Annotated in this window: 21 protein-coding genes; 11 read left to right on the top strand and 10 right to left on the bottom strand. The window is 51.0% G+C overall.

The window, feature by feature from the left end:
• Positions 1 to 146 precede the first annotated feature (146 nt).
• Positions 147 to 1,424, top strand: a complete 1,278-nt coding sequence (locus VFA_RS05955; protein ID WP_004725623.1) for a TolC family outer membrane protein — start codon at positions 147 to 149, stop codon at positions 1,422 to 1,424.
• A 1-nt stretch (position 1,425) separates the two neighbouring features.
• The gene (locus VFA_RS05950) at positions 1,426 to 2,037 is read left to right on the top strand and encodes an OmpA family protein (RefSeq protein WP_038151059.1); all 612 of its coding nucleotides are present in this window, start codon (positions 1,426 to 1,428) and stop codon (positions 2,035 to 2,037) included.
• Positions 2,038 to 2,120: 83 nt separating this feature from the next.
• Here the strand turns inward: VFA_RS05950 and nhaA are convergent, their stop codons facing one another.
• From nhaA to VFA_RS05925, 5 genes are all read right to left on the bottom strand, one after another.
• Positions 2,121 to 3,272: a Na+/H+ antiporter NhaA gene (gene nhaA, locus VFA_RS05945; RefSeq protein WP_004725618.1), complete on the bottom strand. Its 1,152-nt coding sequence runs from the start codon at positions 3,270 to 3,272 to the stop codon at positions 2,121 to 2,123.
• A 284-nt stretch (positions 3,273 to 3,556) separates the two neighbouring features.
• Entirely contained in the window at positions 3,557 to 4,687 is a 1,131-nt protein-coding gene (locus VFA_RS05940) for a lipocalin-like domain-containing protein (protein WP_004725616.1), read from the bottom strand.
• Positions 4,687 to 7,140 (bottom strand): ABC transporter permease, encoded by a 2,454-nt coding sequence (locus VFA_RS05935; RefSeq protein WP_004725614.1) that lies wholly within the window; start codon positions 7,138 to 7,140, stop codon positions 4,687 to 4,689. The genes VFA_RS05940 and VFA_RS05935 overlap by 1 nt, the downstream gene beginning before the upstream one ends.
• A complete protein-coding gene (locus VFA_RS05930) occupies positions 7,121 to 7,792 on the bottom strand; it encodes an ABC transporter ATP-binding protein (RefSeq protein WP_004725612.1) in 672 nt (223 codons plus the stop codon). Before VFA_RS05930 ends, VFA_RS05935 begins: the two co-directional genes overlap by 20 nt.
• Positions 7,793 to 7,915: 123 nt before the next feature.
• The gene (locus VFA_RS05925; RefSeq protein WP_038151056.1) at positions 7,916 to 9,292 is read right to left on the bottom strand and encodes an MATE family efflux transporter; all 1,377 of its coding nucleotides are present in this window, start codon (positions 9,290 to 9,292) and stop codon (positions 7,916 to 7,918) included.
• Between the two features lie 100 nt (positions 9,293 to 9,392).
• On the opposite strand from VFA_RS05925, the gene VFA_RS05920 reads away from it, so the two are divergent.
• Entirely contained in the window at positions 9,393 to 10,829 is a 1,437-nt protein-coding gene (locus tag VFA_RS05920) for a DUF2867 domain-containing protein (protein WP_004725608.1), read from the top strand.
• Between the two features lie 118 nt (positions 10,830 to 10,947).
• On the opposite strand, the gene VFA_RS05915 is transcribed toward VFA_RS05920, so the two are convergent.
• The 3 genes from VFA_RS05915 to rsuA form a co-directional block, all read right to left on the bottom strand.
• Positions 10,948 to 11,607, bottom strand: a complete 660-nt coding sequence (locus VFA_RS05915) for a DUF2913 family protein (protein ID WP_004725606.1) — start codon at positions 11,605 to 11,607, stop codon at positions 10,948 to 10,950.
• Positions 11,607 to 12,815 carry a Bcr/CflA family multidrug efflux MFS transporter gene (locus tag VFA_RS05910; RefSeq protein WP_004725604.1) on the bottom strand — a complete coding sequence of 403 codons (1,209 nt, stop codon included), beginning with the start codon at positions 12,813 to 12,815 and terminating at the stop codon, positions 11,607 to 11,609. The genes VFA_RS05915 and VFA_RS05910 overlap by 1 nt, the downstream gene beginning before the upstream one ends.
• Before the next feature lie 163 nt (positions 12,816 to 12,978).
• Positions 12,979 to 13,680 (bottom strand): 16S rRNA pseudouridine(516) synthase RsuA, encoded by a 702-nt coding sequence (gene rsuA, locus VFA_RS05905; protein ID WP_004725602.1) that lies wholly within the window; start codon positions 13,678 to 13,680, stop codon positions 12,979 to 12,981.
• An 86-nt stretch (positions 13,681 to 13,766) separates the two neighbouring features.
• Between rsuA and VFA_RS05900 the strand changes: the two genes are divergently transcribed.
• The 5 genes from VFA_RS05900 to rplY all read left to right on the top strand — a co-directional run bounded on the left by VFA_RS05900 (position 13,767) and on the right by rplY (position 18,548).
• Positions 13,767 to 15,503, top strand: coding sequence for a DEAD/DEAH box helicase (locus VFA_RS05900; protein WP_004725600.1), 1,737 nt, complete (start codon positions 13,767 to 13,769; stop codon positions 15,501 to 15,503).
• Positions 15,504 to 15,583: 80 nt separating this feature from the next.
• Positions 15,584 to 15,973 (top strand): PepSY domain-containing protein, encoded by a 390-nt coding sequence (locus tag VFA_RS05895; protein WP_004725598.1) that lies wholly within the window; start codon positions 15,584 to 15,586, stop codon positions 15,971 to 15,973.
• A 9-nt stretch (positions 15,974 to 15,982) separates the two neighbouring features.
• Positions 15,983 to 16,642 carry a response regulator transcription factor gene (locus VFA_RS05890; RefSeq protein WP_014204965.1) on the top strand — a complete coding sequence of 220 codons (660 nt, stop codon included), beginning with the start codon at positions 15,983 to 15,985 and terminating at the stop codon, positions 16,640 to 16,642.
• A complete protein-coding gene (locus VFA_RS05885) occupies positions 16,632 to 17,978 on the top strand; it encodes an ATP-binding protein (protein ID WP_004725594.1) in 1,347 nt (448 codons plus the stop codon). The genes VFA_RS05890 and VFA_RS05885 overlap by 11 nt, the downstream gene beginning before the upstream one ends.
• A 291-nt stretch (positions 17,979 to 18,269) precedes the next feature.
• A complete protein-coding gene (gene rplY / locus VFA_RS05880) occupies positions 18,270 to 18,548 on the top strand; it encodes a 50S ribosomal protein L25 (RefSeq protein ID WP_004725590.1) in 279 nt (92 codons plus the stop codon).
• Positions 18,549 to 18,743: 195 nt separating this feature from the next.
• Here rplY and VFA_RS05875 read toward each other — a convergent pair whose 3' ends face one another.
• Complete coding sequence (locus VFA_RS05875; RefSeq protein WP_004725588.1) at positions 18,744 to 19,613, bottom strand: helix-turn-helix transcriptional regulator; 870 nt, start codon at positions 19,611 to 19,613, stop codon at positions 18,744 to 18,746.
• A gap of 150 nt (positions 19,614 to 19,763) precedes the next feature.
• Between VFA_RS05875 and VFA_RS05870 the strand changes: the two genes are divergently transcribed.
• Both VFA_RS05870 and VFA_RS05865 read left to right on the top strand, forming a co-directional pair.
• Positions 19,764 to 19,964, top strand: coding sequence for a hypothetical protein (locus tag VFA_RS05870; RefSeq protein ID WP_004725585.1), 201 nt, complete (start codon positions 19,764 to 19,766; stop codon positions 19,962 to 19,964).
• Positions 19,965 to 19,969: 5 nt separating this feature from the next.
• Positions 19,970 to 20,665 carry a MurR/RpiR family transcriptional regulator gene (locus VFA_RS05865; RefSeq protein ID WP_004725582.1) on the top strand — a complete coding sequence of 232 codons (696 nt, stop codon included), beginning with the start codon at positions 19,970 to 19,972 and terminating at the stop codon, positions 20,663 to 20,665.
• A gap of 73 nt (positions 20,666 to 20,738) precedes the next feature.
• Here VFA_RS05865 and VFA_RS05860 read toward each other — a convergent pair whose 3' ends face one another.
• Entirely contained in the window at positions 20,739 to 21,245 is a 507-nt protein-coding gene (locus VFA_RS05860; RefSeq protein ID WP_004725579.1) for a hypothetical protein, read from the bottom strand.
• Between the two features lie 192 nt (positions 21,246 to 21,437).
• On the opposite strand from VFA_RS05860, the gene VFA_RS05855 reads away from it, so the two are divergent.
• Positions 21,438 to 22,370 (top strand): NAD-dependent epimerase/dehydratase family protein, encoded by a 933-nt coding sequence (locus VFA_RS05855; RefSeq protein ID WP_004725576.1) that lies wholly within the window; start codon positions 21,438 to 21,440, stop codon positions 22,368 to 22,370.
• The last annotated feature ends 21 nt before the right edge of the window (positions 22,371 to 22,391 follow it).

Genomic DNA, 22,391 nt, shown 5'->3' with positions numbered 1-22,391 from the left:
AAGCTTCCAGTAAACTTATGTTTGCCTGTGAACGCTCCGACGCTGACCTTTCGCATGATGATCGGAAACGCGAGAAGCAACAGACCCATAAAAACCATAGGAGCACCCCTGTGAAACGGAACATTCCACTTCTCTCAGGATGTTTGTTGTTTTTGCCGCTTCAAGCTTCAGCCCAAACGTTAGAACAGGCTGTTGCGCTTGCTTTAGCAAACAATCCTGAAATCAAAGCCAGTTACAACCAGTTCGTCAGTAGCGTGAAAGAAAGCGATGCTTCTGGTGGCGCCTACTTACCGACGATCGATTTAGATGCCGGGATCGGTTACGAAGGCATTCGACCTGCTTATACGGTGGGCCGAGACGATACGGATCTGACTCGAAAGGAAGCCAGCATCATCCTCAACCAACTTTTGTGGGACGGTAACGCCACGCTCAACGACATGGATCGCACAGCAGCGGAAGCTGAATCCGTTCGTCTACAACTTCTTGATGATGCGTCCAACATGGCGTTGGAAGTCACCAAAGTCTACCTCAATGCCGTGAAAGCGACGGAAGTCTTGGCTCTGTCAGAGAGTAATCTGGCGGTGCATAAACGAATTTATCGTGACATCAAAAAACGGGTTGATTCGGGGGTCGGCTCGACGGCGGACTTAACGCAAGTCGAAGCGCGGATCGCCAAAGCGCAAGGCAACTTACTTGCAGCGCAAAATAACTTGTTCGACACACACACGCAGTTCCGCCGTTTAGTGGGACAAGAGCCGCTGGGCCTGCTCTATCCGCGCGCCGATGTGTCTAAAATCCCATTGTCTTTGTCTGATGCATTGGTGGAAGCGTTTGATAGCCACCCTGTCATTCAGATTGCAGCCGCAGACGTCGACTCGGCACGCTTTCAATACAAGCAGTCGAAAGGCACGAACTACCCAACGCTCTCTATTGAAGCCCGTCAAACATGGCGAGACGATGCGGGCGGCTATGAAGGTGGAGCCAGTGAAACGGTGGCCATGCTGCGTCTGAAATACAACCTGTATAACGGTGGCAGCGATAGCGACCGCAGTGAAAGTGCTGCATACCAACTCAACAAAGCAAAAGATTTACGTGATAACGCCTACCGAGAAATCGAAGAGAGCTTGCGTCTGTCTTGGAGTGCGCTCGACTTAACACTGCAACAGAAAAACTTCCTTGCAGACCATGTCGATTCTGCCTCGCAGACGGTCATTGCCTACGAGAAACAGTATCGAATCGGCCAACGTACGTTGCTGGATTTGCTCAACACCGAAAACGAACTGTTTGAAGCTCGTAAAGACTATCTCGACGCAAACTACGCCGAGCAATACGCCAAATATCGCGTGATGAACGCCATCGGTGTGTTGATCGATGCCCTGTTGGTGGATGTTCCGGAAGAATGGACACAGAAAGTGGAGTACTGATATGACGACTAAACTCTTTTCAATCTCCATACTGGCGAGTCTGTTGACCTTTCCGGCGTATGCCAACGATGAGTATGATTATATGGAGGCGCCGCAAGCGAATCAGATTGCTGATTTGCAAGATGATGACAGCGATGGTGTCGTCAATGCGCGTGATATTTGCCCAGGTACACCGTCTGGTGCAGAGATCGATAACGACGGCTGCGGCGAAGTGATTCGAAACTCGGCGAAGCGTCAATTGCACATCCTGTTCGCCAATGACTCGTATGAGATAAACCCCGTGTTTGCCGATCAAATTCAGGCCATGGCTGAATTTTTGAAAACCTATCAGAGTGCTTCCATTGAGATTCAGGGTTACACCAGTAAAGTAGGGACCAATGAATACAATCAAGAACTTTCACAAAAACGCGCTGAAGCGGTGGAAAGGAAACTACTCTCTTATGGCATCTCGCCCAAACGCGTGCGCATCATCGGTTTTGGTGAAACACGTCTGCTGGATGACGGAGATACCAACTCTGCGCACGCCGTAAACCGACGTGTGACAGCCACCGTGGTTGGCCTGAAAGAGAAAGTGGTCGAAGAGTGGACGATTTTCTCGACCTTGAAAAAGTAGTCTTTCCAACATAAGAAAATGGTTCTAAAAAAGAAAAGGCCCCGAACATCGGGGCCTTTGTTGATTCAATGCATCCGGTCGAATTACTGAGCGGCTGTCTTTGGCAGAGACATTCTCAGCAGGACGTAACCAAGAATGGCGGCAGTCGTCGAGCCCATCAGAATACCCAAACGTGCGTAGGTATCGTAGTCGGCATGTGCACTACCAAATGCCAGTGATGAGATAAAGATCGACATCGTAAAGCCAATACCACACAGGATAGACACCGCAAAGATATGCTTGAAGTTAATGCCTTCTGGCAACTTAGCCACACCCAATTTCACGGCAGCCACACTGAAGCTGAAGATACCCAGAGGCTTACCAACCAACAGACCCAACGCCACGCCCAGAGGCAATGTTGACGCAAGACCAGACATCGACACACCATCCAGTGAGATACCTGCGTTTGCAAAGGCAAACAGAGGCAGGATAGCGAATGCAACGTACGGATGCAGCGCATGTTCCATGTGTTTCAGTGGTGAATGCTCACCGGCTTTGCCTTTCAGTGGAATCGCGAAACCGATAACCACACCCGCAAGTGTTGCGTGGACGCCAGATTTCAGTACGGCTACCCACAGAATCAGACCCACAACGGTGTATAAGCTGATCTTCGTTACGTGTTTTGCGTTCATCACAAACAGCACAGCTGTCATGATAAATCCGACCACAAGCGCCATAGTTGACAGGTCGCTGGTGTAGAACAGCGCGATGATGACAACCACACCCAAGTCATCAATGATGGCCAATGCCAGCAGGAAGACTTTGAGGCTCACAGGGACACGCTTACCCAACAATGCCATAATACCAAGCGCGAATGCGATATCCGTCGCCGCTGGGATTGCCCAACCTTGGATCGCTTCTGGATCGCCTGCGTTAAATAGAACGTAGATCAGTGCCGGTGCCAGCATACCGCCCACTGCAGCAATCGCTGGGAAAATCGCCGTTTCACGGGATTTTAATGCACCTTCCAATAATTCACGTTTGACTTCGAGGCCGATCAACAGGAAGAACACCGCCATCAGGCCATCGTTAATCCAGTGAGATACCGACATACCCATCACGTAACTGTGCAGTACGCCTTGGTAAACGTCATTTAAAGGAGAGTTGGCAATTGTCATAGCGACCACTGCGGCAATCACTAGGATAATTCCCCCGGCGGACTCCAATTTAAAGAAGTCACGAATCATATCAGTCATTTCATCGTCCTTATTGTTATGTTAATAAACGATACTTAAGAATAGGCAAATAGTGTAGCCACTCGCAGATTGGTTGAAAAATCGCTTGTAATGAAGCTTAGCATCGGAAAAACCGAACAATTAAAGCCAATGGTACGTATATTCCGTCAATAAAGATCGAAATATAAGTATAGGAAATAAAACGCTACATTTTCGAACGCGTACATAACAAAACGGGAACCACTGAGTGGTTCCCGATAAAATATAACCCATGTTTGATGGCGACTCACGTTCGCAAACATGGCTCAGTAACCGGTTAACTGCATGAAACCTTTAGCGCGATGTGACCCCACGGCGTAAATCGGGCCTTCCCAATATGGCAGTGCAAACGGCAACCACAAATGTTGATTGAGCACGCTGGTAGAGATGTTGATGTTCTGGCTTGGAATTGAAATATGCCATTGCAGCGGCACCGATTTCCCATTCGCAAGTGACGTTAAGTGCACAGGCTTGATCTGAATGTCAGACTCTTTCAGCGCAATCACCTTGCCATCCTTGGTCGACAACGTGCCAAACACGTAAGGCAGTTGCAATGAATGGCGGTAACGGCTGACGGTCAACGTGGTACTGTCATCAAGTTCCAACACAAACCAATCCCAACCTTGTTGCCCTTCAGCCAACAGGCCACTGCCCCACTCTTTACTCACCCACGCCGTACCTTCAACCGTCACCGGCGGCGTGTTTTTACTCAGTTGGAGTTTGCCACGCACTTGAATGAAAGGCGCTTGAATGTTGTAAGATGCCACTGGTAATAAATCGTGTTTGGTTTGATACCCTTTATCGCCCGGCAGCACGTAAGGACCTGACGCGGTCATTTGCAGCAACAGTGCAAAGGAATCGGTATTAACACTCAATAACCCTGGTAGCGGCCCATTGCCCAGCGAGCGCCAGTTCCAGTTATCGATCCACAAACGAAACGGCTGGCTATTCATGCCCGCTTGGCCAATACCACCACGCGCGATCCGCTGTTCGCGCCAAACGTGGTCACGCGTCGAAATCACGGTGTGCGATAAATAAAGCTGAGGACTTTGCCAACCGATGGTGTTTCTGTCGTCATTGGCGATGCGGAAATAGTTCCATTGCACACCGTAATGTTGGCCATTTTCGTCCGTCACGTTGGCGAAAAAATGCCACCATTCATGTTGAAACTGGGGATGAAATGCAAAATCGCCAGGCAGCGTCACTGGATGATTCGGTAAAACCGGTTCATACACCTGATGGCGCTGCGAAGTGAGCGTCGAATGAAGGTCATCGCCGTGACTTTCCTGTTTCTGAGTAAAAAACAGCAAGTACGTCAGGTAGCCGATCAATGCAATGATGCCCAAGCACACCAGCGTTGCCGCCGCTAACTTTATGTTTTTCTTCAGCGTCTTCATTACAGCGCATCCCTTAACGACTTCATCGCTGACTGCCTCACCAAACGAATCACGGGCAGTGCGCCTGCGACAATCAAAGCCAACATCGACCACAAGGCCGTGCGCGCGTACGCGCCTTGGATCAGTTGCAGTTCCATGGTCCATCCAAATGACTGACGAATGACCACGTCAACCACCAGTTTCGCTAACGCGATCCCAAGCGGCATCGCAATCAGCAACGCAATGGCGCCGAATACAAACAGTTGTAACGCACCGATGATCACCAACTCTTTGCCGGATACGCCCAAACAACGCAGCAGCGAAATATGACGCTGACGAGACACTTCTCCCGCCAAGGTAGCAAAGAAGATACCGCACACAGCGATCAATAGCGTGATGTTACCCAGTGTTCCGGCAATAGCAAACGTGCGATCAAACACGCGCATCGCCTGTTGATGGATGCCGGTGTTATCAAAAATACGTTCCGAGTCGAGGCGGAAGACGGTATCCAAACGTTTCTTCAGTCCTTCGCCGTGAATGCCTTCGTGCAGTTTGACCGCCAAAGCGACATTCCCTGTGCCCGCAAAGGCGTACAGCCAGTTGCGATGCGACATCAGCACCTGATTGTACGGGTTGCCGTAATCGTAATAGACGCCGACAACCAGCCAGCCCTGCCCCAACGGCATCGACAAATCGATGTAATCGCCCGGGCGAATGCCCAGTTTGATCGCCATCGATTCACTGATCATCACGCCCCGCGAATTGTGTAGATGATACCAATAGTTTGGCACGCCCAACTTCACCGTCAGTGAATCCAGCTCACCGTCGGAAGCGCCGGTACTAACCACCTGCAATACCCCTTTATCGGTGGAGAAGTCTTTTTCCCAGCGCCACCACACATCTTGCACTTCAGGTTGCTTGATCAGCCAATCACTCATGCGCGATGCCGAGCTGTTGGTTGGATAAAGATATACATCCGCCGCCAAACGTTGTGTCAGCCATTTTTCGGTGGTGTCGCGGAAACTGCCGACCATGGTTTCGACGCCAATATTCGCCGCCATCGCCAACATGAATGCCATGGTTGCCACACCGCGGTAACTCATACTCGCCGCGGCATCAGCAAAGAACCAACGCACTTTGACCCAACGTAACGTGTAGGAAAAACTAAGGAACACTTTCCAGATCAAGAATGGCGTGACCAGCGCGGCACTGAGCAGCATCAAGGCAATGATCGCAAAACCCGAAGATTGGGTTTTCGGCGCTTGGTAGACTGCGAACGCAGCAATTCCCAAACCGCACGCCACCAAAGCCTGCAACGTAAACTCTGATCCAGCAAAACGCACCAGAGAAAGACGCGTCGTCAAACGCACCGGCTGTGAGCGCAACAAGCGAATCAACGGCCAAGCACACGAAGCAAATGCACCGAAAATTGCCATGAATAGACTGTAACTGCTCCACGACCAATCCCAACGAATCGATAACCCAACGTTCGCTTCATACAGGTTCGCCAAACTCGCCGATACGGATGGAATGAGTTGATTGGCCAGAATCAGCCCAAACACGTTCCCGCACACCCAGCTCAAAACAACGAGGCCAAAGAGCTCAATCGACAAAGCTTTCGCTAATTGCCAACCTGACACACCAGTTTGGCGCAAAATCCCCACCAGCGGCTGACGCTGAATCAACGAAAGTGACATCGCTTGATAGAAAATAAACAACCCCACCAAGAAGGAGAGCATGCCCATCGCAGTCAGGTTCATGTGAAACGCGCGAGTGAGTGATTCCAGCTCTGAGCGCGTGCTGCGCACCAATGTCATGCCGTTGGGCAGCGAATTTTTCAGCGCTTCTAGTTTTTCTGGCGGCATGTCGCTACACGCAATCACCGATAGACCTGCGCTTTTCTTCAACATCCGCACCAGCGACAAGTCGGCGATCACGCGCGTGCCGTTGATCAGGTTGTTGCTGTCAATCAACACGGGGCCGAGTTTCGAGCCGTCATCCAACTTGATAAAGTCACCATTCGCCCAACCTTGGATGGAGGCAAAATCTTTGCTGACCATGATCGGATACGGCGGCGTCATCAACGCCAGTGTGTGCATTTCACTCAGGGTTTTGCCATTGCCAAGCGGCAACATGGCCACCGGATCGATGCCGATCAGGGTCATGTCCACGCCGGATTTGGTGGTCAAACGATAGTTATCAAACGGGGCACATTGAATGAAGCCATCACGGCGTAATTGAACGTAGAAACCTTGCGGAATTTTATTGGCCGCGTGTTTGGTACGAACGCGATAAGGCAATGGATTGGAGAATAATTTTTCGCCATGCTCGTAGCTTTGACGTGCATGTTGGTTAATAGCGGTCACACCCACCAATAACGAAACGCTGAGCGTCAAGCCCAGCCAAACAAGAAAGATCTGCAGTGGGTAGCGACGGTAATGCCCAAGTAGTGCTTTAACTACGGGCCATAACATGAAGTTGTCCTCCCTGGAGACGAATGCAACCTTCCATGTGTTGCGCTACTTTTTCACTGTGGGTCACCAACAGTAATGTGCACTCCAGTTGCCTTGCCAACGAGGTTAACAGACGCATCACCGCTTCTGCATTACGCTCATCCAAACTTCCGGTCGGTTCATCGGCAAGCAAGAGCGTCGGTTCCATATACAGCGCGCGCGCAATGGCTGCACGCTGTTGTTGTCCACCAGACACCTCTTCAGGATAACGTCCCAGCAACGGCATGAGATCGAGCGCGGACAGGATTTGACGCCACAACCCCTGATCTTCCGGCAAGCCTTTGAGCTGACGGCAGAATCGGATGTTGTCGGCAATGTTCAGTGTGGGAAGCAAGTTAAACTGCTGAAAGACGTGACCGATGTTATTACGACGAAAGGCGGTACGCTTGTGTTCGGCATTATTATGCATGCCAAACCCGGGAAACCAAATCTCACCAGAATCTGCGGTATCCAGCCCGGCAATCAGGTTGAGTAGCGTGCTCTTGCCCGAGCCGCTCTCGCCCATTAATGCCAACTGATCGCCTTGATTTAACGTCAACTGCGCTCCCTGCAATACAGGGTGGAATTCATCGCCATCCACATAGCCTTTGGACAGGTCTATCAGCTGTAACATTAAATCGCTCGTCGTCATTGGAAAGTGGACTGAGAATCTACACTAAATCCCTTTCAACAGGAAGTAATTTGGATATCAGATCACAAAATATGCACTTAAATGCATTACAAAATGGTTTTACGTCTAGTTTTCAATCAAATTGCGCATCCACTTCTTGCTTTTCATGCGCCATATTGACCCAAACCATTTCACCACTTCTTCTGTTAAAAACAGTAAATAGATCCATTCTGGTTTCGCATGGAGATAAATTGCTGCAAACGCCGCCAAAGGAATGCCGATCACCCATTGTGCGATCATGTCTTGGCCGAGGCAGAATTTTACATCCCCACCCGCACGCAGTACCCCCACAATAATCGTCATCGGAATTGAGCGCAGCACAATGCCCAAACTCAAGATCATGATGAATTCTTCAGCCAACTCACGGGTTTCAACCGTTAGAGCACTAAACGAGTTGAGGATCGGAATTTGTACAACAAACAGCAGCATTGCCACCACAATTCCCACCCCCAAACTGAGGAAGGTGATCCCCAGCGCTTGATAATAAACGGCCTCAAAATTCTTCGCGCCAAGTTGGTTTCCCACCAGCACCGCAGCCGCATTCGACATGCCAATCAGCAAACTCAGAGAAATAGATTCAACGGGCGTCATCACCGACAGCGCGGCTAGTCCTTGCACGCCGGTTTGCCCCATGATGGCGTGATAAGCGAACAAGCCCCCGGCCCAGCCGAGGAAATTAAAGGTGGTCGGCAGCGAGAGCTTGAGAAAACGAGCAATGGTTTTCCACACTATCACGGCGCGAATGTCGCCAAGGTGGAAGGCCAACAAGTGATGTTTACCGTAGAGGTAACCATACAAGGTTGCGACTTCAATCAAACCACTGAGTAGCGTTGCAATCGCCGCGCCCTGAATGCCCATTGCCGGAAAACCGAACTTCCCGAAAATCAAAATCCAGTTCAGGAAGACGTTGGATAAAATCCCAATGCCGCTGAAGAAGGTGCTGATGCCCGGTTTGTGCATTGCGCGCAAACCAACGGCCATACTACTGACGCACGCCACCGCAAACATACTAAATGACGTGATCACCAAGTATTGCGTGCCCAGTTCGTTGACTCGTGCCGAATCAGTTGTCAGCCCCATGATCTGAGTGGGGAAGATTAAAAACAGCGCCACGGTAAACAGGGCAAAGAACATCGAGACCAACCAAGTCAGTGCGGTACTTTCACGCACACCTTGCTTGTTCGCTGCGCCCCAATACTGCGCCGTCAATAAGGCGCCGCCGGTGGTCACGCCCACCAACATAATGGTGGTGACAAACGTCGCGCGCGCAGCCACGCCCACGGCGGCAATCTCTGCTTCTCCCAATTGGCCCAGCATTAATACGTCGACCAGACCACGACTCGAAAACATGATGCTTTGCAGGCTGATGGGCAGCGCAATCGCCACTAAACGGCGGAAAAAATCACCCCGAGTGTGATGTAAAACTTGAGAGATAACAGACAACAGAACACCTCAAAGGCAAGAGTTTGATAGCAAGGGGAAAAATGAGCAGCTATTATACGCGTATGCTCATAATCACACCACTCCATTCAAAGGATGACGAATGAAGAAAGTTCTCGTGCTGGGTGCGTCCGGCTATGTTGGCTCTCAACTGCTGCCCTTGCTACTGGCAGAAGGGTACCAAGTCACTGCAGCGTCACGCCACACCGACTATCTCACCATGCGTATTGCGCCCCATCCTCAGCTCACCATCACCCCATTGGATCTTGCCGATGAAGCAGCCACGCTGGCGCTGGTGCCACAATTTGATTTGGTGTTTTTTTTGGTCCATGGCATGGCACAAGGCCATGACTTTGTCGATTACGAACTTTCACTCGCGCATCACTTTAAACACGCTCTCGATCAAAGTAAGGTTCAGCACGTCATCTATTTGAGTGCCTTGCAACCACACACCGGCCACTCCGAGCACTTGCAAGCACGGCGTGAAACCGGCGATATTTTGCGCCAAAGTCAAGTGCCTGTGACCGAGCTGCGTGCCGGCGTCATCATCGGCCCCGGTTCGGCGGCGTTCGAGATCATGCGCGATTTTGTCTATAACTTACCGATTTTGATTGCGCCCAAATGGGTGGATTCCAAAGCCAACCCAATTGCGCTGGCAAACCTCAATCATTACCTTCTTAATCTGGCGAAAGAGACGCCAACCACACATCAGCTATTTGAAGCAGGTGGCCCGGATACCCTCACCTACCGCGAACAATTTCGCGTGATTTGCGAATTGGCGAAAAAGCCGTTTCGCCTGTGGTCGACCTCACTCCTCACGCCTCGCATGGCGTCGTACTGGCTTGGATTGGTTACCTCAGTGCCATCGAGTATCGGTCGTGCCTTGCTCGACGGCTTATCACACGACTATGTCGCCCATGCAGAAGAGATTCAGCAGCGTTATCCGCAACCGATGATCAGTTATTACGACGCGGCCAAACACACCATTGATCAGGAAGGGGTCTTTGTACGCACCGAAGTGTGGGGCTTTGATCCCAATGCCCTCAACCGTTGGCAACCGGGTTTTGGCTACTACCCCAAACAAGCGGGAGCCACCATCACCACCGACGTGAGTGCGCAGCAATTATGGGCGGTGATTCGTACCATCGGTAGCCGTGAAGAAGGATATTTCTTTGCCAACGTATTGTGGCGCACGCGCGAGTGGCTCGATCTGTTCTTCGGCGGTGGCAAGCCAGTGCGGCGCAGTCCGCCGGGGCCAGAGTTGCAGGTAGGAGATTTTATCGACTCATGGAAAGTCATTCGCAGCGAACCCAATCGCTTTTTGTCGCTGTTCTTTGGCATGAAAGGCCCGGGGCTGGGGCGCCTTGAATTTACTATCAAAGAGGTGAACGGCAAACGCGAGCTCAACGTCACCGCGTGGTGGCATCCACAAGGTTTTCTGGGCTTGTTGTATTGGTTTGCCATGATGCCCGCGCATCTGTTTATTTTTAACGGCATGGTGAAAGCCATCGTGAAAAAAGCACAACAAAAAAGGCGCTGAATCTCAGCGCCTTTTTGTCCGATGTTACTTTTTATCTGATGTTAGAGGAATGCCGCAAAGCGTTCCTTCAATCGACCCCGTTCATGTCAATCCGTGTCGAACATCAGCTTGCTGAGCATCAGTCCGCTTTGAATGACAGCGGAATTTCCGCCACCTGCAGCCCCATATTGCCCGGGTAAACAAGGTATTCACCGTGATATTTCACGTTGGATTTATAATCGGTGCGCTTGTGCAGCATGAATCCGGCCGCTGCCGCTTTCTCAACAAACCCAGCATGATGACCACGGACAAACCAACTCATGGGTTTGGTCAGCAGTTCCCCTTCAAAACAGGACTCACATTGCGTAGCGCACAGCGCCAGTGAGTTTTGTCCATCCGTGAAAATCTGTACTTTGCCACAGTTCACCAGCGGCTCAGAGGTCGAAACTTCCCAACCGTCCTGCTCCATCGTGTCGAGGAACTGCTCGATTTTCTTGTCGGTGATGGTGTTGTCGCGCGCGTCATTAAAAAACGACGCGTAATATGCGGAAATACGTTTGAAGGTAAACAGCAATTCAGATTGATTGCCTTTAGAACGCCCCGCTTTCTGCCAGCGCGTGAGGTCATCCACCACACAACGATGGAAACGTTGGCCTTTAAGCGCCTTGGTTACCCAATGCACCAAAAAATGATTATTGGCCACTGGTGCATTCACCAGCTTGCCTGAACGATGTTCAGCATCTAACTCTGCCAATGCCGTATTCACGACATTCTGAATTTCCAAGTAGTAATCTGCCACTACGCTTTTCTTCCTAAGATCCAATAAAAACTTGCTGATAATACCGAACATCCGGCCATCACGAAAACCATTGGCCACGTCACGTCACCGGGCATCGCTGCCACCAGCGCACCCACCAGCGACCCCGTACCAAAGCGCAACGTTCCAGCCAAAGAGGATGCCGTTCCCGCCATGCGCGGGTAACCACTTAATAATAGCCCCATGGAGTTACTACCAATGGTAGAAATGGAGCCGACAAACAGCACCACAAACGGCACCGTGCCCCACAATCCTACGCCCATGAGCCAACCGACGAACAAGCCAATCCCCGCCAGCAACTGTACGAACAAGCCAAAGCGCAGCATGGCATGTGAACCGACTTTCTTCACCACGCGGCCATTGAGGCTGGTCATCGCAATCATGGCGACAATGTTCAAGCCAAACAAGTAACCAAACTCATTCGGCGTGACGCCATAAATATCGATGTACACAAACGAACCGGCTGTTAAGAAGGCAAACATACCGGAGAACGAAAACGCACCAGCGAAAATCAGCCCCATCGCTTCGCTATTGCGACACAGTTGAACGTAGTTTTTGATGGTGCTTTTAAAATGCAGCGGCTGACGATTTTCGGCCGACAGCGTCTCCGGAATTTTCCAGAACACCATCGCGATCACCACCGCAGAAAAAATCGCCAATGCCCAGAAAATTGAACGCCAGCCAAACCAAACCGCTAAGTGCCCGCCGATCATCGGCGCCAACAGCGGTGCTAACGTCACCACCAGCGTCACAAACGACATCGCACGCGCAAAGTCTTCGCGGTCGAACATATCACGCACCACCGCCTGAATCACCACTGCCGCCGCCGCGCCAGCAAACCCTTGCGCTGCACGAATCATGGTTAACGCATCAATGCCATCGGTGGTCGCACTCACCATGGATGCGATGGCAAACAGAAGAATGCCGCACAGCATCACCGGACGACGGCCGTAACTATCGGCAAGGGGGCCATGCAAAAGTTGGCCGATAGCAAACCCGGCCGTATAGGCCGTTAACGTAATTTGAACCGCGCCGGCACTGGCACCGAGATCGCGAGCAATCGCCGGCATCGCGGGTAGATACATGTCGATCGCCAATGGGGTTAACGCGCCAATCGCGCCAAGCACCACAAACAACAGAAAACCGAGCTTCGAAGCATCATGCTGAGGGGAAGCAGTATTCGAGGTCATAAATCTCCACTTTGATAAAAATACGAAGTGCGACAACAAGGTGCCGCACTTCGATCATTGAGTAAACGCGTCACAGATTAGGGAAATACGCGTAAACTTCTAGTTCTTATTAGGAAACAAACTATTTCCTAATTTACCTTTTGTTTCCTGACAGAGTCATCAGTTACTTCCAAATGGACGCCACTTCCGCTTCCGTGAGGTAACGGTATTCGCCCGGTTCCAAGGATTCATCCAGCACGATATCGCCCACGCGCTCGCGGTGCAGCGCTTCGACTTTGTTCCCGAGCGCCGCAAACATGCGCTTCACTTGATGGTACTTGCCTTCATGAATGGTCAGCAACACTTCGTTTTCGTCAGCGTTGACCAATTCCATGTGCGCAGGCAGCGTCAATTCACGCTCGTTACGCAGCTCAATCCCGTGAGCCAATTTCTCAGCGTAATCCGCTTGAACCGCATCGGCCAACCACACGCGGTACGTTTTGTCGCACTTGTGCTTCGGCGACGTAATCCGGTGAGACCACTGGCCATCATCGGTGATCAGCACCAAGCCCGTGGTATCCACATCCAAACGACCCGCAAAATGCAGGCCGCGCATATTCACTTCATCGAGCAGAACAAATGCTGTTTGATTAAAGCCATCTTCATGCGAGCAAACAAACCCTTCCGGCTTATACAACATAATGTAACGTGGCCCCGTCAGAGACAGTTGGCGCTCTTGCCATGCCACCACGGATGCTTCCGTCACTTGGACTGAACCGCTTTTTTGAACTTTACCATCAACGGTTACATCGCCACTTTTTAGAATCTGAGTGGCTTCTTTTCGTGTGCTGCCCAGCGCATCACACAAGAATTTATCTAAACGCATGAATACCTCATCTGCTTGAAGTCGGGTATTATAGCGGGCTGACACCAAATAGTTGAACTATTTCACCGATATTATCGCTGGCCCGCATGTACACACTTCGCCCCTATCAAACCGATTCCGTGAAAGCAGTGATCCACTACTTTCGTCAACACGCAACCCCCGCTGTGATTGTGCTACCAACCGGCGCTGGCAAAAGTTTGGTGATCGCCGAATTGGCGCGCTTAGCCAAAGGTCGCGTGTTGGTGCTAGCACACGTGAAAGAGTTGGTGGAACAAAACCACGCCAAGTACGAAGGCTATGGCCTCAAAGGCGCCATCTTCTCAGCAGGCCTCGGCCGCAAAGAGACCGATCAACAAGTGGTGTTTGCCTCAGTACAATCGGTGGTACGCAACCTCGACGCATTCAAAAACCAGTTTTCGCTGTTGGTGATCGACGAATGCCACCGCGTGCCAGACGAAAAAAGCAGTAGCTATCAAAAAGTTATCACCCACCTGCTGGAACTCAATGCGGGCATGAAGGTGTTGGGCCTGACCGCCACGCCGTATCGTTTAGGCATGGGGTGGATTTATCAGTACCACACGCGCGGTTTGGTACGCAGCGAAGAGCCACGCTTTTTCCGCGACTGCATTTTTGAATTGCCGATTCGTTATCTGTTGGATGAAGGATTTCTTACCCCAGCGCGGCTAATTGACGCGCCCGTACTGAGCTATGATTTCTCGCAGTTGAAACCTGCCAACACCGGTCGCTACAAAGAATCCGACATGGATTTGGTGATCGAGCAGTCAAAACGCGCCACACCGCAAATTGTCGCGCAAATCATTCAACTCGCCGCCGACAAACAAGGCGTGATGGTCTTCGCCGCCACCGTGCGCCACGCGCAGGAAATTCTCAGCTTGCTGCCAGAGTCGGAATCCGACATTGTGATTGGCGATACGCCCTCCCCCGAGCGTGATGCGATCATTCAACGCTTCAAGCAACGGGAGTTAAAATTTCTCGTCAATGTGTCGGTGCTGACCACCGGTTTCGATGCGCCGCACGTGGATCTGATTGCCATTTTGCGCCCCACCGAATCGGTCAGCTTGTATCAACAAATCGTCGGACGGGGTTTGCGCCTTTCGCCGGGGAAAACCGAATGTCTGGTGCTTGATTATGCGGGCAACACCTACGATTTATATCAGCCGGAAGTTGGCGATCCCAAACCCGATTCCGACAGTGAAATCATCACCATTCCCTGCCCGGCTTGTGGCTTTAACAATAACTTTTGGGGCAAGCTCGACAGTAACGGTTTTTTGATAGAACACTACGGCCGCCGCTGTCAGGGCTACTTTACTGATGAAGAGACTGGCGAACGCGAACACTGTGGTTACCGCTTTCGCGCCAAATACTGCGGCGAATGCGGAGCAGACAACGACATCGCAGCGCGAATTTGTCATGAATGCGATGCGACGCTGGTAGACCCCGACAAAAAACTCAAAGAAGCGCTGAATCTGAAAGATGCGCTGGTATTTGAGTGCCTTGAAATGGATTTGTCCGTGTTGAAAGACGACAAAGGCAAGCCCCAACTCAAAGTGACCTACCGCGGAGACAACAACGCGCAGGTGCATGAGTTTTGGTCGCTCACGACCGCCAAACAAAAAGCCACATTCAAAGAGCGCTTTGTGCGTCCGCATTTGGCCGACAAGCACCGCCCGTTCGAGGAAGCGTCGCCCAGCAAAGTGGTCAACAATCAACACCGCTTTCGCCCGCCCCAATTTGTGATTGCCCGTAAATCGGGGCGCTTCTGGAAAATGCGTGACAAAATCTTCGCAGATGAACTGAGTTAATCGCCGCAACACGGTTGATTCACTTTCTATTCATTTTCATTTTTATATACTGACGGCATGTGACTGAACAGGTAGCTAATATGTTGAATCGACACATGAAAGCGTTCGCATGCCTTGCTCTTTGCAGCAGCCTTTCTCTGCCAGCTTTCGCGGGCGACGATGTATCGCATGAATTTATCCAAGACGCCTACAAAGAAGGGGCGCGCGTCAAAATCGACGAAGACCAAGACGAAGTGTTTGAAGCCGTTCGCCAAGGCAAAATTCGCCCGTTCTCCGAGTTGTATGCCGCCATCGACCAACAGTTAAATGGACGCGTTATTAAGGTAGAACTGGATGAAGACGATGATGAATGGGTTTATGAACTGAAACTGGTTTATGACAATAAAGTGATTCGTGTGGAATACAACGCCGCCACCCTTGAGCTAATGTCTATTCGTGGACGTAACGTCCTCGACGTCATCAAAAAATAGAGACACATCATGAAAATATTGGTAGTGGAAGACGACGCTCGCCTGGGTGAACAAATCATTGCATCGCTTGAACAGACCGGCTGGGTGCCCGAATTGTCGCAAGACGGCATTGATGCGCTTTACCGCGCCACGTCTGAAGAATGGGATGTGATTGTCCTCGACCTTGGCCTACCCAAACTTGATGGGTTGACCGTCTTGAAAGGCATTCGTGATGAGAACATTAACACGCCTGTGGTCATTCTCAGCGCGCGCGACACCTTAACCCAGCGAGTGGAAGGGTTAAACGCAGGGGCCGACGATTACCTCACCAAACCGTTTGAAATGGTGGAACTCATCGCGCGCATTCGTGCGCAACTGCGCCGAGCATCAGGCAACGCCTCACCGGTGATGCAAATTGGCGATTTGAGCCTCGACACGCGCAGCTCCAAAGTGATGTGGCGTGGACAAGCCATCAACCTCACCGCGTTGGAATACAAGGTGGTCGCCTACTTTATGCATAACCCCGAAAAAGTCATTTCTCGCACTGAGTTGGTGGAGCACATTTACAAGCAAGATTTTGATCGCGACTCCAACACCATCGAAGTGTTTATCGGCCGAATCCGCAAAAAGATCGCGCCGAACATCATCAAAACCGTGCGCGGTTTAGGGTATCAACTGCATGCCGAATAGAACGTCGCCGTTCAAGCGTCTCAGCCTCAAAAGCCGCTTATTGTTAGCGGCCACGTTGTGGCTGAGCGCGATGATCCTATCTGCCGGTTACATCATTCCCAGCTTGGTGAAAGACTATCTGGTGTCGGATGTCAAAACCCAGTTACGCCTGTCGATGGACGAAATCACCGCCAACCTCGAAGCCAACAATCGCGGCAGTTTGAGCCTGGCGATTCGTTTGTCTGACCCACGGTTTTATCAACCCTACAGCGGCCTGTATTGGACCGCTAGTGTCGGCAGCCAAGAATTGCGCTCTCGCTCGTTATGGGATAAAGCGCTGACCAAGCACGACCATGGCTTGAAAACTACCTATCTGGGCGCAAAAGATGAACCGCTGGTCATTTTAACGCGCACGGTGTACTTGCCCGAGTTTTCCAACCCGATTTCAATTGTGATCGGTGTTGATGAAGCCCCCATTATGGCGACCCTAAACCAAGTTGTGAGCCAGTTATGGGTGATTTTGGGCATGCTGTTTATCGGTGTTTTGGTGTTAATTTCGGCGCAGATCTCTTGGTCGTTGTGGCCATTAGGTAAAATGCAAAAAGAGCTGGTGGCGCTGCGTAAAGGGGAACAATCGGGGCTGGATGAAACCTATCCGAAAGAGATTTCGCCGTTGGTGAACGATCTCAACGCCCTGCTGTTTCATTATCAGGAGCTGCTTGAACGCGCTCGCAATCATGCAGGCAACCTCTCACACGCGCTAAAAACGCCGCTGTCGGTGTTAAAGAACGAGGTGGCGTCCTTGCCGCCAGAGCAACGCGACACCTTGCTACAGCCGATTACGCAGATTCAAAACCAGATTGATTACCACCTTGGCCGCGCCCGCATGGCCGGTTCGGCGAATATTCTGGCGGTGAAAACTTGCCCCGGCGAGCGGGTCGATCGGATTGCCATGGCATTCGATAAAGTCTACGCAGAACGAGAGATTGTGTTAGTCAACGAACTCGACTCTGACGTCGAAGTCGCCGTCGACACCACCGACTTTGATGAGATGGCGGGGAACCTGTTGGAAAACAGCTATAAATGGGCGCATTCGCTGATTCGCGTGCACAGCCGCGTCGTCGATAAAAAATGGGTTGAGATCTGTATCGAGGACGATGGCCCCGGCATTGACGACAGCAAACTTCATGACGCAGTCAAACGCGGCGTGCGCCTCGACGAAACACAGCCCGGCACCGGATTGGGCTTGAACATTGTGAGTGAAATGGCGCACAGCTATCAGGGCGCGCTCACCCTTTCACGCAGCAAACTGGGCGGATTGTCCGCCGTTTTAAGGCTCAAACAACCGACTTTGTAACGCCCTGCCCCTCATATCCTCGTGATTGTTTAAGGCAAAAGGCGCGGCGTGATTGTCGCCCCCCAAAAGCCGCCTTGAAACAAAGTGAGGTGGTGAAAGCAGCAAACATTGGTTAAATCCACGCCCAACAGCGTGTTTGCCCATGTTTTTCTATTGCCGGAAGCGCATTTGAATGGTAGTATCCGCGCTCGTTTTGATGCTAACGCTTTGTTGACATCGAAACTTTACCACGGTGACAAGGTCGCATTGTCGCTGTGACATGACTAATTTACTAATTTGAGAGTAAATACTATGAAATTTGAAGCAGTAGTACGTACTGAGCTAGGTAAAGGTGCGAGCCGCCGCCTACGTAACACTGGCAACTTCCCTGCTATCGTTTACGGTGGTGAAGCTGCGCCAGTATCAATCACTCTGAACCACGATGACATCGTGAACCAGATGGACAAACCTGAATTCTACGAAGCAATCGTTCTTGTGATCGATGGCGCTGAAGTTAAGGTTAAGCCACAAGACGTTCAACGTCACGCGTTCAAGCCAAAAGTTGAACACATGGACTTCATCCGTATCTAATTCCCTACCAAGGAATTAGTTGGATTAAATCCAACCTTTTGCATATATAAGACGATCGGCCTTACCATCCGAGAATCTAGAAATTCGAAAGCCCGATGCTACCAACATCGGGCTTTCACCGTTTCTGGGCTCCTCAAATAGACACAGCCCACCTCACCCAACCCATCGCCTTTCTCACGACCCTTTCTTTTTTCTCTAACGATAGCGCTTCATGGCCGACCGGTATTCACTGGGGCTGACGCGTTTATACGCTTTAAACTGGCGATTGAAATTGGCTTGGTTTGTATACCCCACCTTATCGCGAATCACATTCACCGGAACATCGGTATGAGCGAGCATGTCACAGGCCACATTCAAACGAATCTTCTTGAGTCGCTGCGTGAAACTTTCATTGAAATGATCCGTAAATAAACGTCGTATGCTGCTTTCACTTAAAAACAGATGCTCAGCCAAATCATTGAGTGAAATATTTTCGCCAAAGTGCGCCATTAAATAGGTTTCGATTTTCTCAATGTTGCTGTTTGTTCGGCTCTGCGCTTTGCCTGAATGCGTCACCATGGGATTGATTAATCGAATCGTTTCCTCATCTTCCAACATCAAACACAACGTCTCAATCAGCCGTGCCAATTGTCGAGCGGGCGGCAGTTCCAGGACATCGGCCAATAAAGTACAAACCTGCTCCCCGGTTTGCGGCGAAAACTGTAAGCCTTGCTGGGCATTTGCCAATAACTCGTTCAGCGCTGACAACTCGGGGCATTGGGCGATCAACCCCTCCACCCATGATTTTTGAAACCAAATGACGTGAGTTTCACACAAATCATGAGCATCAATCAGTGCGTCGGCATAAATGGTGTGCGGCAATCCTGGGCCAATCAGCACCATGTGATTGTGGTCAACGTCACTGGCGTAGTTGCCGACAAAACATCGTCCGATGAAGTTGCGATGAATGGCAATTTCATACTCATGGTGACAATGCCACCCGTAGCTTTTACTCGCTTCACGGAGTTTTCGATAACGCCATGACACACCAATCCGCTGTGGAACGCGCTCTAACTTCCCCTTCATACATCACTCAAAAAGTATTGATTAACCCACAATGAAGCGGATGTTAGCAAAACATAAGCGAAAAGTATTGATCATCAGACGAATGTAACTCCTGCACCGTTGCATGGCGCCATACAATGCACCTCTCACAAACAGGTCAGGAGGTATGCGATGCACGCACTATTACAACAACTGAAACAGATGTTGATGGACACCCGAAAGGAATGGCTCAATGAGATGGTCAGCCGATACCATTTACCCCAAGATGGGCTGTGGAAATATTATGGCTATCAATCACCAGACGATCTGGCGCGAGATCTCAACGAGCAGGATAAGTTGCTTGAGCAAGAACAACGCCTATTCGACACCTAGTGTGCGTGAGATACACCGGCTACGCCGCATTTAAAAGCGCCCTGACGCAAGATCAGATCGCCCAAACCTTCGTCGCCCCTATCGAAGCCAATAAAGCACGCGCGATGGTTCAAGGCACCGATACCAAAGAAGAAGCGTCGCGCTATATTGGTAACGTGAGTCTGCTGATCGATCAATTTACCGCAGAATTGAAAATTGATGAGTTGGAAGCGCTCGCCAAACGCATTGCCGACAAACGCCGCACCATTTACGTGGTCGGGCCCGCATCATCGCGAGCGCTGGCCATCCATTTCTCCACCCTCTTGAAATACAATCGCTCGGAAGTGGTGTTGCTGCCGTTGGATAAAGGTGAGCTGCCCAAGGCGTTGCTGGGTATTAAAGAAAATGACGTGTTACTGGCGTTCTCGTATTACCGATTCAACCCAGTGGTGCTGGATATCACCAAATACTTTCACAGTAAAAAAGCCTACGTCACGGTGGTGACCAACACCTATTCTAACCCGTACGCCATCTACAGCGACGCGCAATATGTGTTGCCGAGTGACGTCGATTCGATCTTCCACAGTCGAACCATTGGCTTCTTGTTCGTTGAATTGCTGCTGTTTTTGATTCAGCGTGAGTCGCGCAACGATGATAACTTCGAAGAGCTGGAAAGCTTGTTCAAGTTCTTCGGTACCTTTTCATCGCTTGAGTTTAAATAGCGCTTCCCCTCACACCGCATGATGACGCCATGCGCAGGTCCCGCGCCTGCCTCATGGTCTTGATTGCCGGTCCTTATGACTCGTCGGCGGCTTGCTCGGCAAGGGCGTGCGCCCGCTGAATTTTCATCGTAATCGCATCAATCAACACTTCGGCTTTGCGTTGATCACGCACGTAAAAGCGTTTCACAACCTGCCCTGAATCATTGTTGAGCTGCACGATGTACCACTCGTTTTGGCGGTACAGCATCGGCGTCTGCAATGCATTGAAATAGAGATGCACGTTTAAGCTTCTCTCTTTGGCGCGAATCGCAACGCCCCCGACGGCCACACTGCCGGAAAACGTCGAGTGGGATGTTGTGATCGTTTCGCGCACTACACCGTCATCCAGCATCAGGTACTCGTTTGTCACGACGATGGTTTCTGGGCGAAGGTTGACTGGCTGCGCCATGATGACCTCTTCAATGATCACATCCGGCGACTCCGTCAATGCCCCAGGCTCTGGCGTATAAGGAATAACGTGAGTACTGCAGCCGCTCAGCACTAGCAGGGTAAAACTGACCAGCCAATGTTTGATGGACATCCCGTGCTCCTTTCTCGTAGTCGGCAATGACTCGACTATAAAGCACTCGTAAGCAAAATACTGCTTCTTGTGCTGCGGAATTTATCTAATCTTGCTTTAGGGACAAGGGAATTTAAACATTGCCGCTTGACCTTCAACTTCACTTTAACCTTAGGATAAGCATCACACCCAGCGTAATTGAGGACATCCTGTATGCAAACCATCTTAGGCGCCAACGGTCAGATTGGCCGTGAGTTAGCACTGAGCCTGAAACGCGACTTTACCAGCGAGATTCGTTTGGTCAGCCGCCACCCACAAAAAGTCAATGATTCAGACCAACTGATGGCTGCCGACCTGCTGGATCGCGCACAAACTTCGCAAGCAGTAGCGGGCTCTGAAATTGTCTATCTCACCGCTGGCCTCCCCATGGATACGCAGTTGTGGGTGGAACAATGGCCGGTACTGATGCGCAACGTCATTGATGCGTGCATCGAACACGGCGCGAAGTTGGTCTACTTCGACAACACATACATGTACCCACAAACGGCCACCCCGCAACGAGAAGATGCACCGTTTGAACCTTATGGTGCCAAAGGCAAAGTGCGGGCGCAGATCACCACCCTCTTGCTTGATGCCATGCAGCAAGGCCAACTTGACGCCATGATTTGTCGCGCGCCGGAGTTTTATGGCCCGGGGAAAACACAAAGCATCACCAACAGCACCGTCATCGATAACCTCTTGGCAGGCAAAGCCGCCAAGCTATTTATTCGCGATGATGTCAAACGCAGCCTGATCTACACGCCAGATGCCAGCCGAGCGATGGCTCTACTGGGCAACACGCCCGATACGTATGGTCAAACGTGGCATCTACCTTGCGATGATGAACGCCTGACGTATCAAGAATTCGTCCAGTTGGCAGCGAAAACCTTTGGCGTCAAACCAAACTATCGTGTCCTCAAGCCTTGGCTGCTCTGGATCGCGGGGAAATTCAACCCAACCGTGCGCGACGCGGCTGAGCTGCTACCTCGCTATCACGTCGACAACGTGTTTATTTCCGACAAGTTTAAGCGCCGTTTCCCCGAATTTACCGTGACACGTTTTGAACAAGGATTGGCAACCATTGCGCAAGAGCGCCAAGCGTCCTAAACATTAAACCCAAACCGCCCC

The organism is Vibrio furnissii CIP 102972 (assembly GCF_000176175.1).
GTDB lineage: Bacteria > Pseudomonadota > Gammaproteobacteria > Enterobacterales > Vibrionaceae > Vibrio > Vibrio furnissii.
The sequence above is the reverse complement of the archived record's forward strand: the minus strand, read 5'-3'. Positions and strand labels throughout refer to the sequence as shown.

Excerpts from the sequence above, each read along its gene's own strand:
- VFA_RS05950 (WP_038151059.1), top strand. The coding sequence starts at position 1,426 with ATGACGACTAAACTCTTTTCAATCTCCATACTGGCGAGTCTGTTGACC.
- nhaA (WP_004725618.1), bottom strand. The coding sequence starts at position 3,272 with ATGACTGATATGATTCGTGACTTCTTTAAATTGGAGTCCGCCGGGGGA.
- VFA_RS05940 (WP_004725616.1), bottom strand. The coding sequence starts at position 4,687 with ATGAAGACGCTGAAGAAAAACATAAAGTTAGCGGCGGCAACGCTGGTG.
- VFA_RS05935 (WP_004725614.1), bottom strand. The coding sequence starts at position 7,140 with ATGTTATGGCCCGTAGTTAAAGCACTACTTGGGCATTACCGTCGCTAC.
- VFA_RS05930 (WP_004725612.1), bottom strand. The coding sequence starts at position 7,792 with ATGTTACAGCTGATAGACCTGTCCAAAGGCTATGTGGATGGCGATGAA.
- VFA_RS05920 (WP_004725608.1), top strand. The coding sequence starts at position 9,393 with ATGAAGAAAGTTCTCGTGCTGGGTGCGTCCGGCTATGTTGGCTCTCAA.
- VFA_RS05910 (WP_004725604.1), bottom strand. The coding sequence starts at position 12,815 with ATGACCTCGAATACTGCTTCCCCTCAGCATGATGCTTCGAAGCTCGGT.
- rsuA (WP_004725602.1), bottom strand. The coding sequence starts at position 13,680 with ATGCGTTTAGATAAATTCTTGTGTGATGCGCTGGGCAGCACACGAAAA.
- VFA_RS05900 (WP_004725600.1), top strand. The coding sequence starts at position 13,767 with ATGTACACACTTCGCCCCTATCAAACCGATTCCGTGAAAGCAGTGATC.
- VFA_RS05895 (WP_004725598.1), top strand. The coding sequence starts at position 15,584 with ATGTTGAATCGACACATGAAAGCGTTCGCATGCCTTGCTCTTTGCAGC.
- VFA_RS05890 (WP_014204965.1), top strand. The coding sequence starts at position 15,983 with ATGAAAATATTGGTAGTGGAAGACGACGCTCGCCTGGGTGAACAAATC.
- VFA_RS05885 (WP_004725594.1), top strand. The coding sequence starts at position 16,632 with ATGCCGAATAGAACGTCGCCGTTCAAGCGTCTCAGCCTCAAAAGCCGC.
- rplY (WP_004725590.1), top strand. The coding sequence starts at position 18,270 with ATGAAATTTGAAGCAGTAGTACGTACTGAGCTAGGTAAAGGTGCGAGC.
- VFA_RS05875 (WP_004725588.1), bottom strand. The coding sequence starts at position 19,613 with ATGAAGGGGAAGTTAGAGCGCGTTCCACAGCGGATTGGTGTGTCATGG.
- VFA_RS05870 (WP_004725585.1), top strand. The coding sequence starts at position 19,764 with ATGCACGCACTATTACAACAACTGAAACAGATGTTGATGGACACCCGA.
- VFA_RS05860 (WP_004725579.1), bottom strand. The coding sequence starts at position 21,245 with ATGTCCATCAAACATTGGCTGGTCAGTTTTACCCTGCTAGTGCTGAGC.
- VFA_RS05855 (WP_004725576.1), top strand. The coding sequence starts at position 21,438 with ATGCAAACCATCTTAGGCGCCAACGGTCAGATTGGCCGTGAGTTAGCA.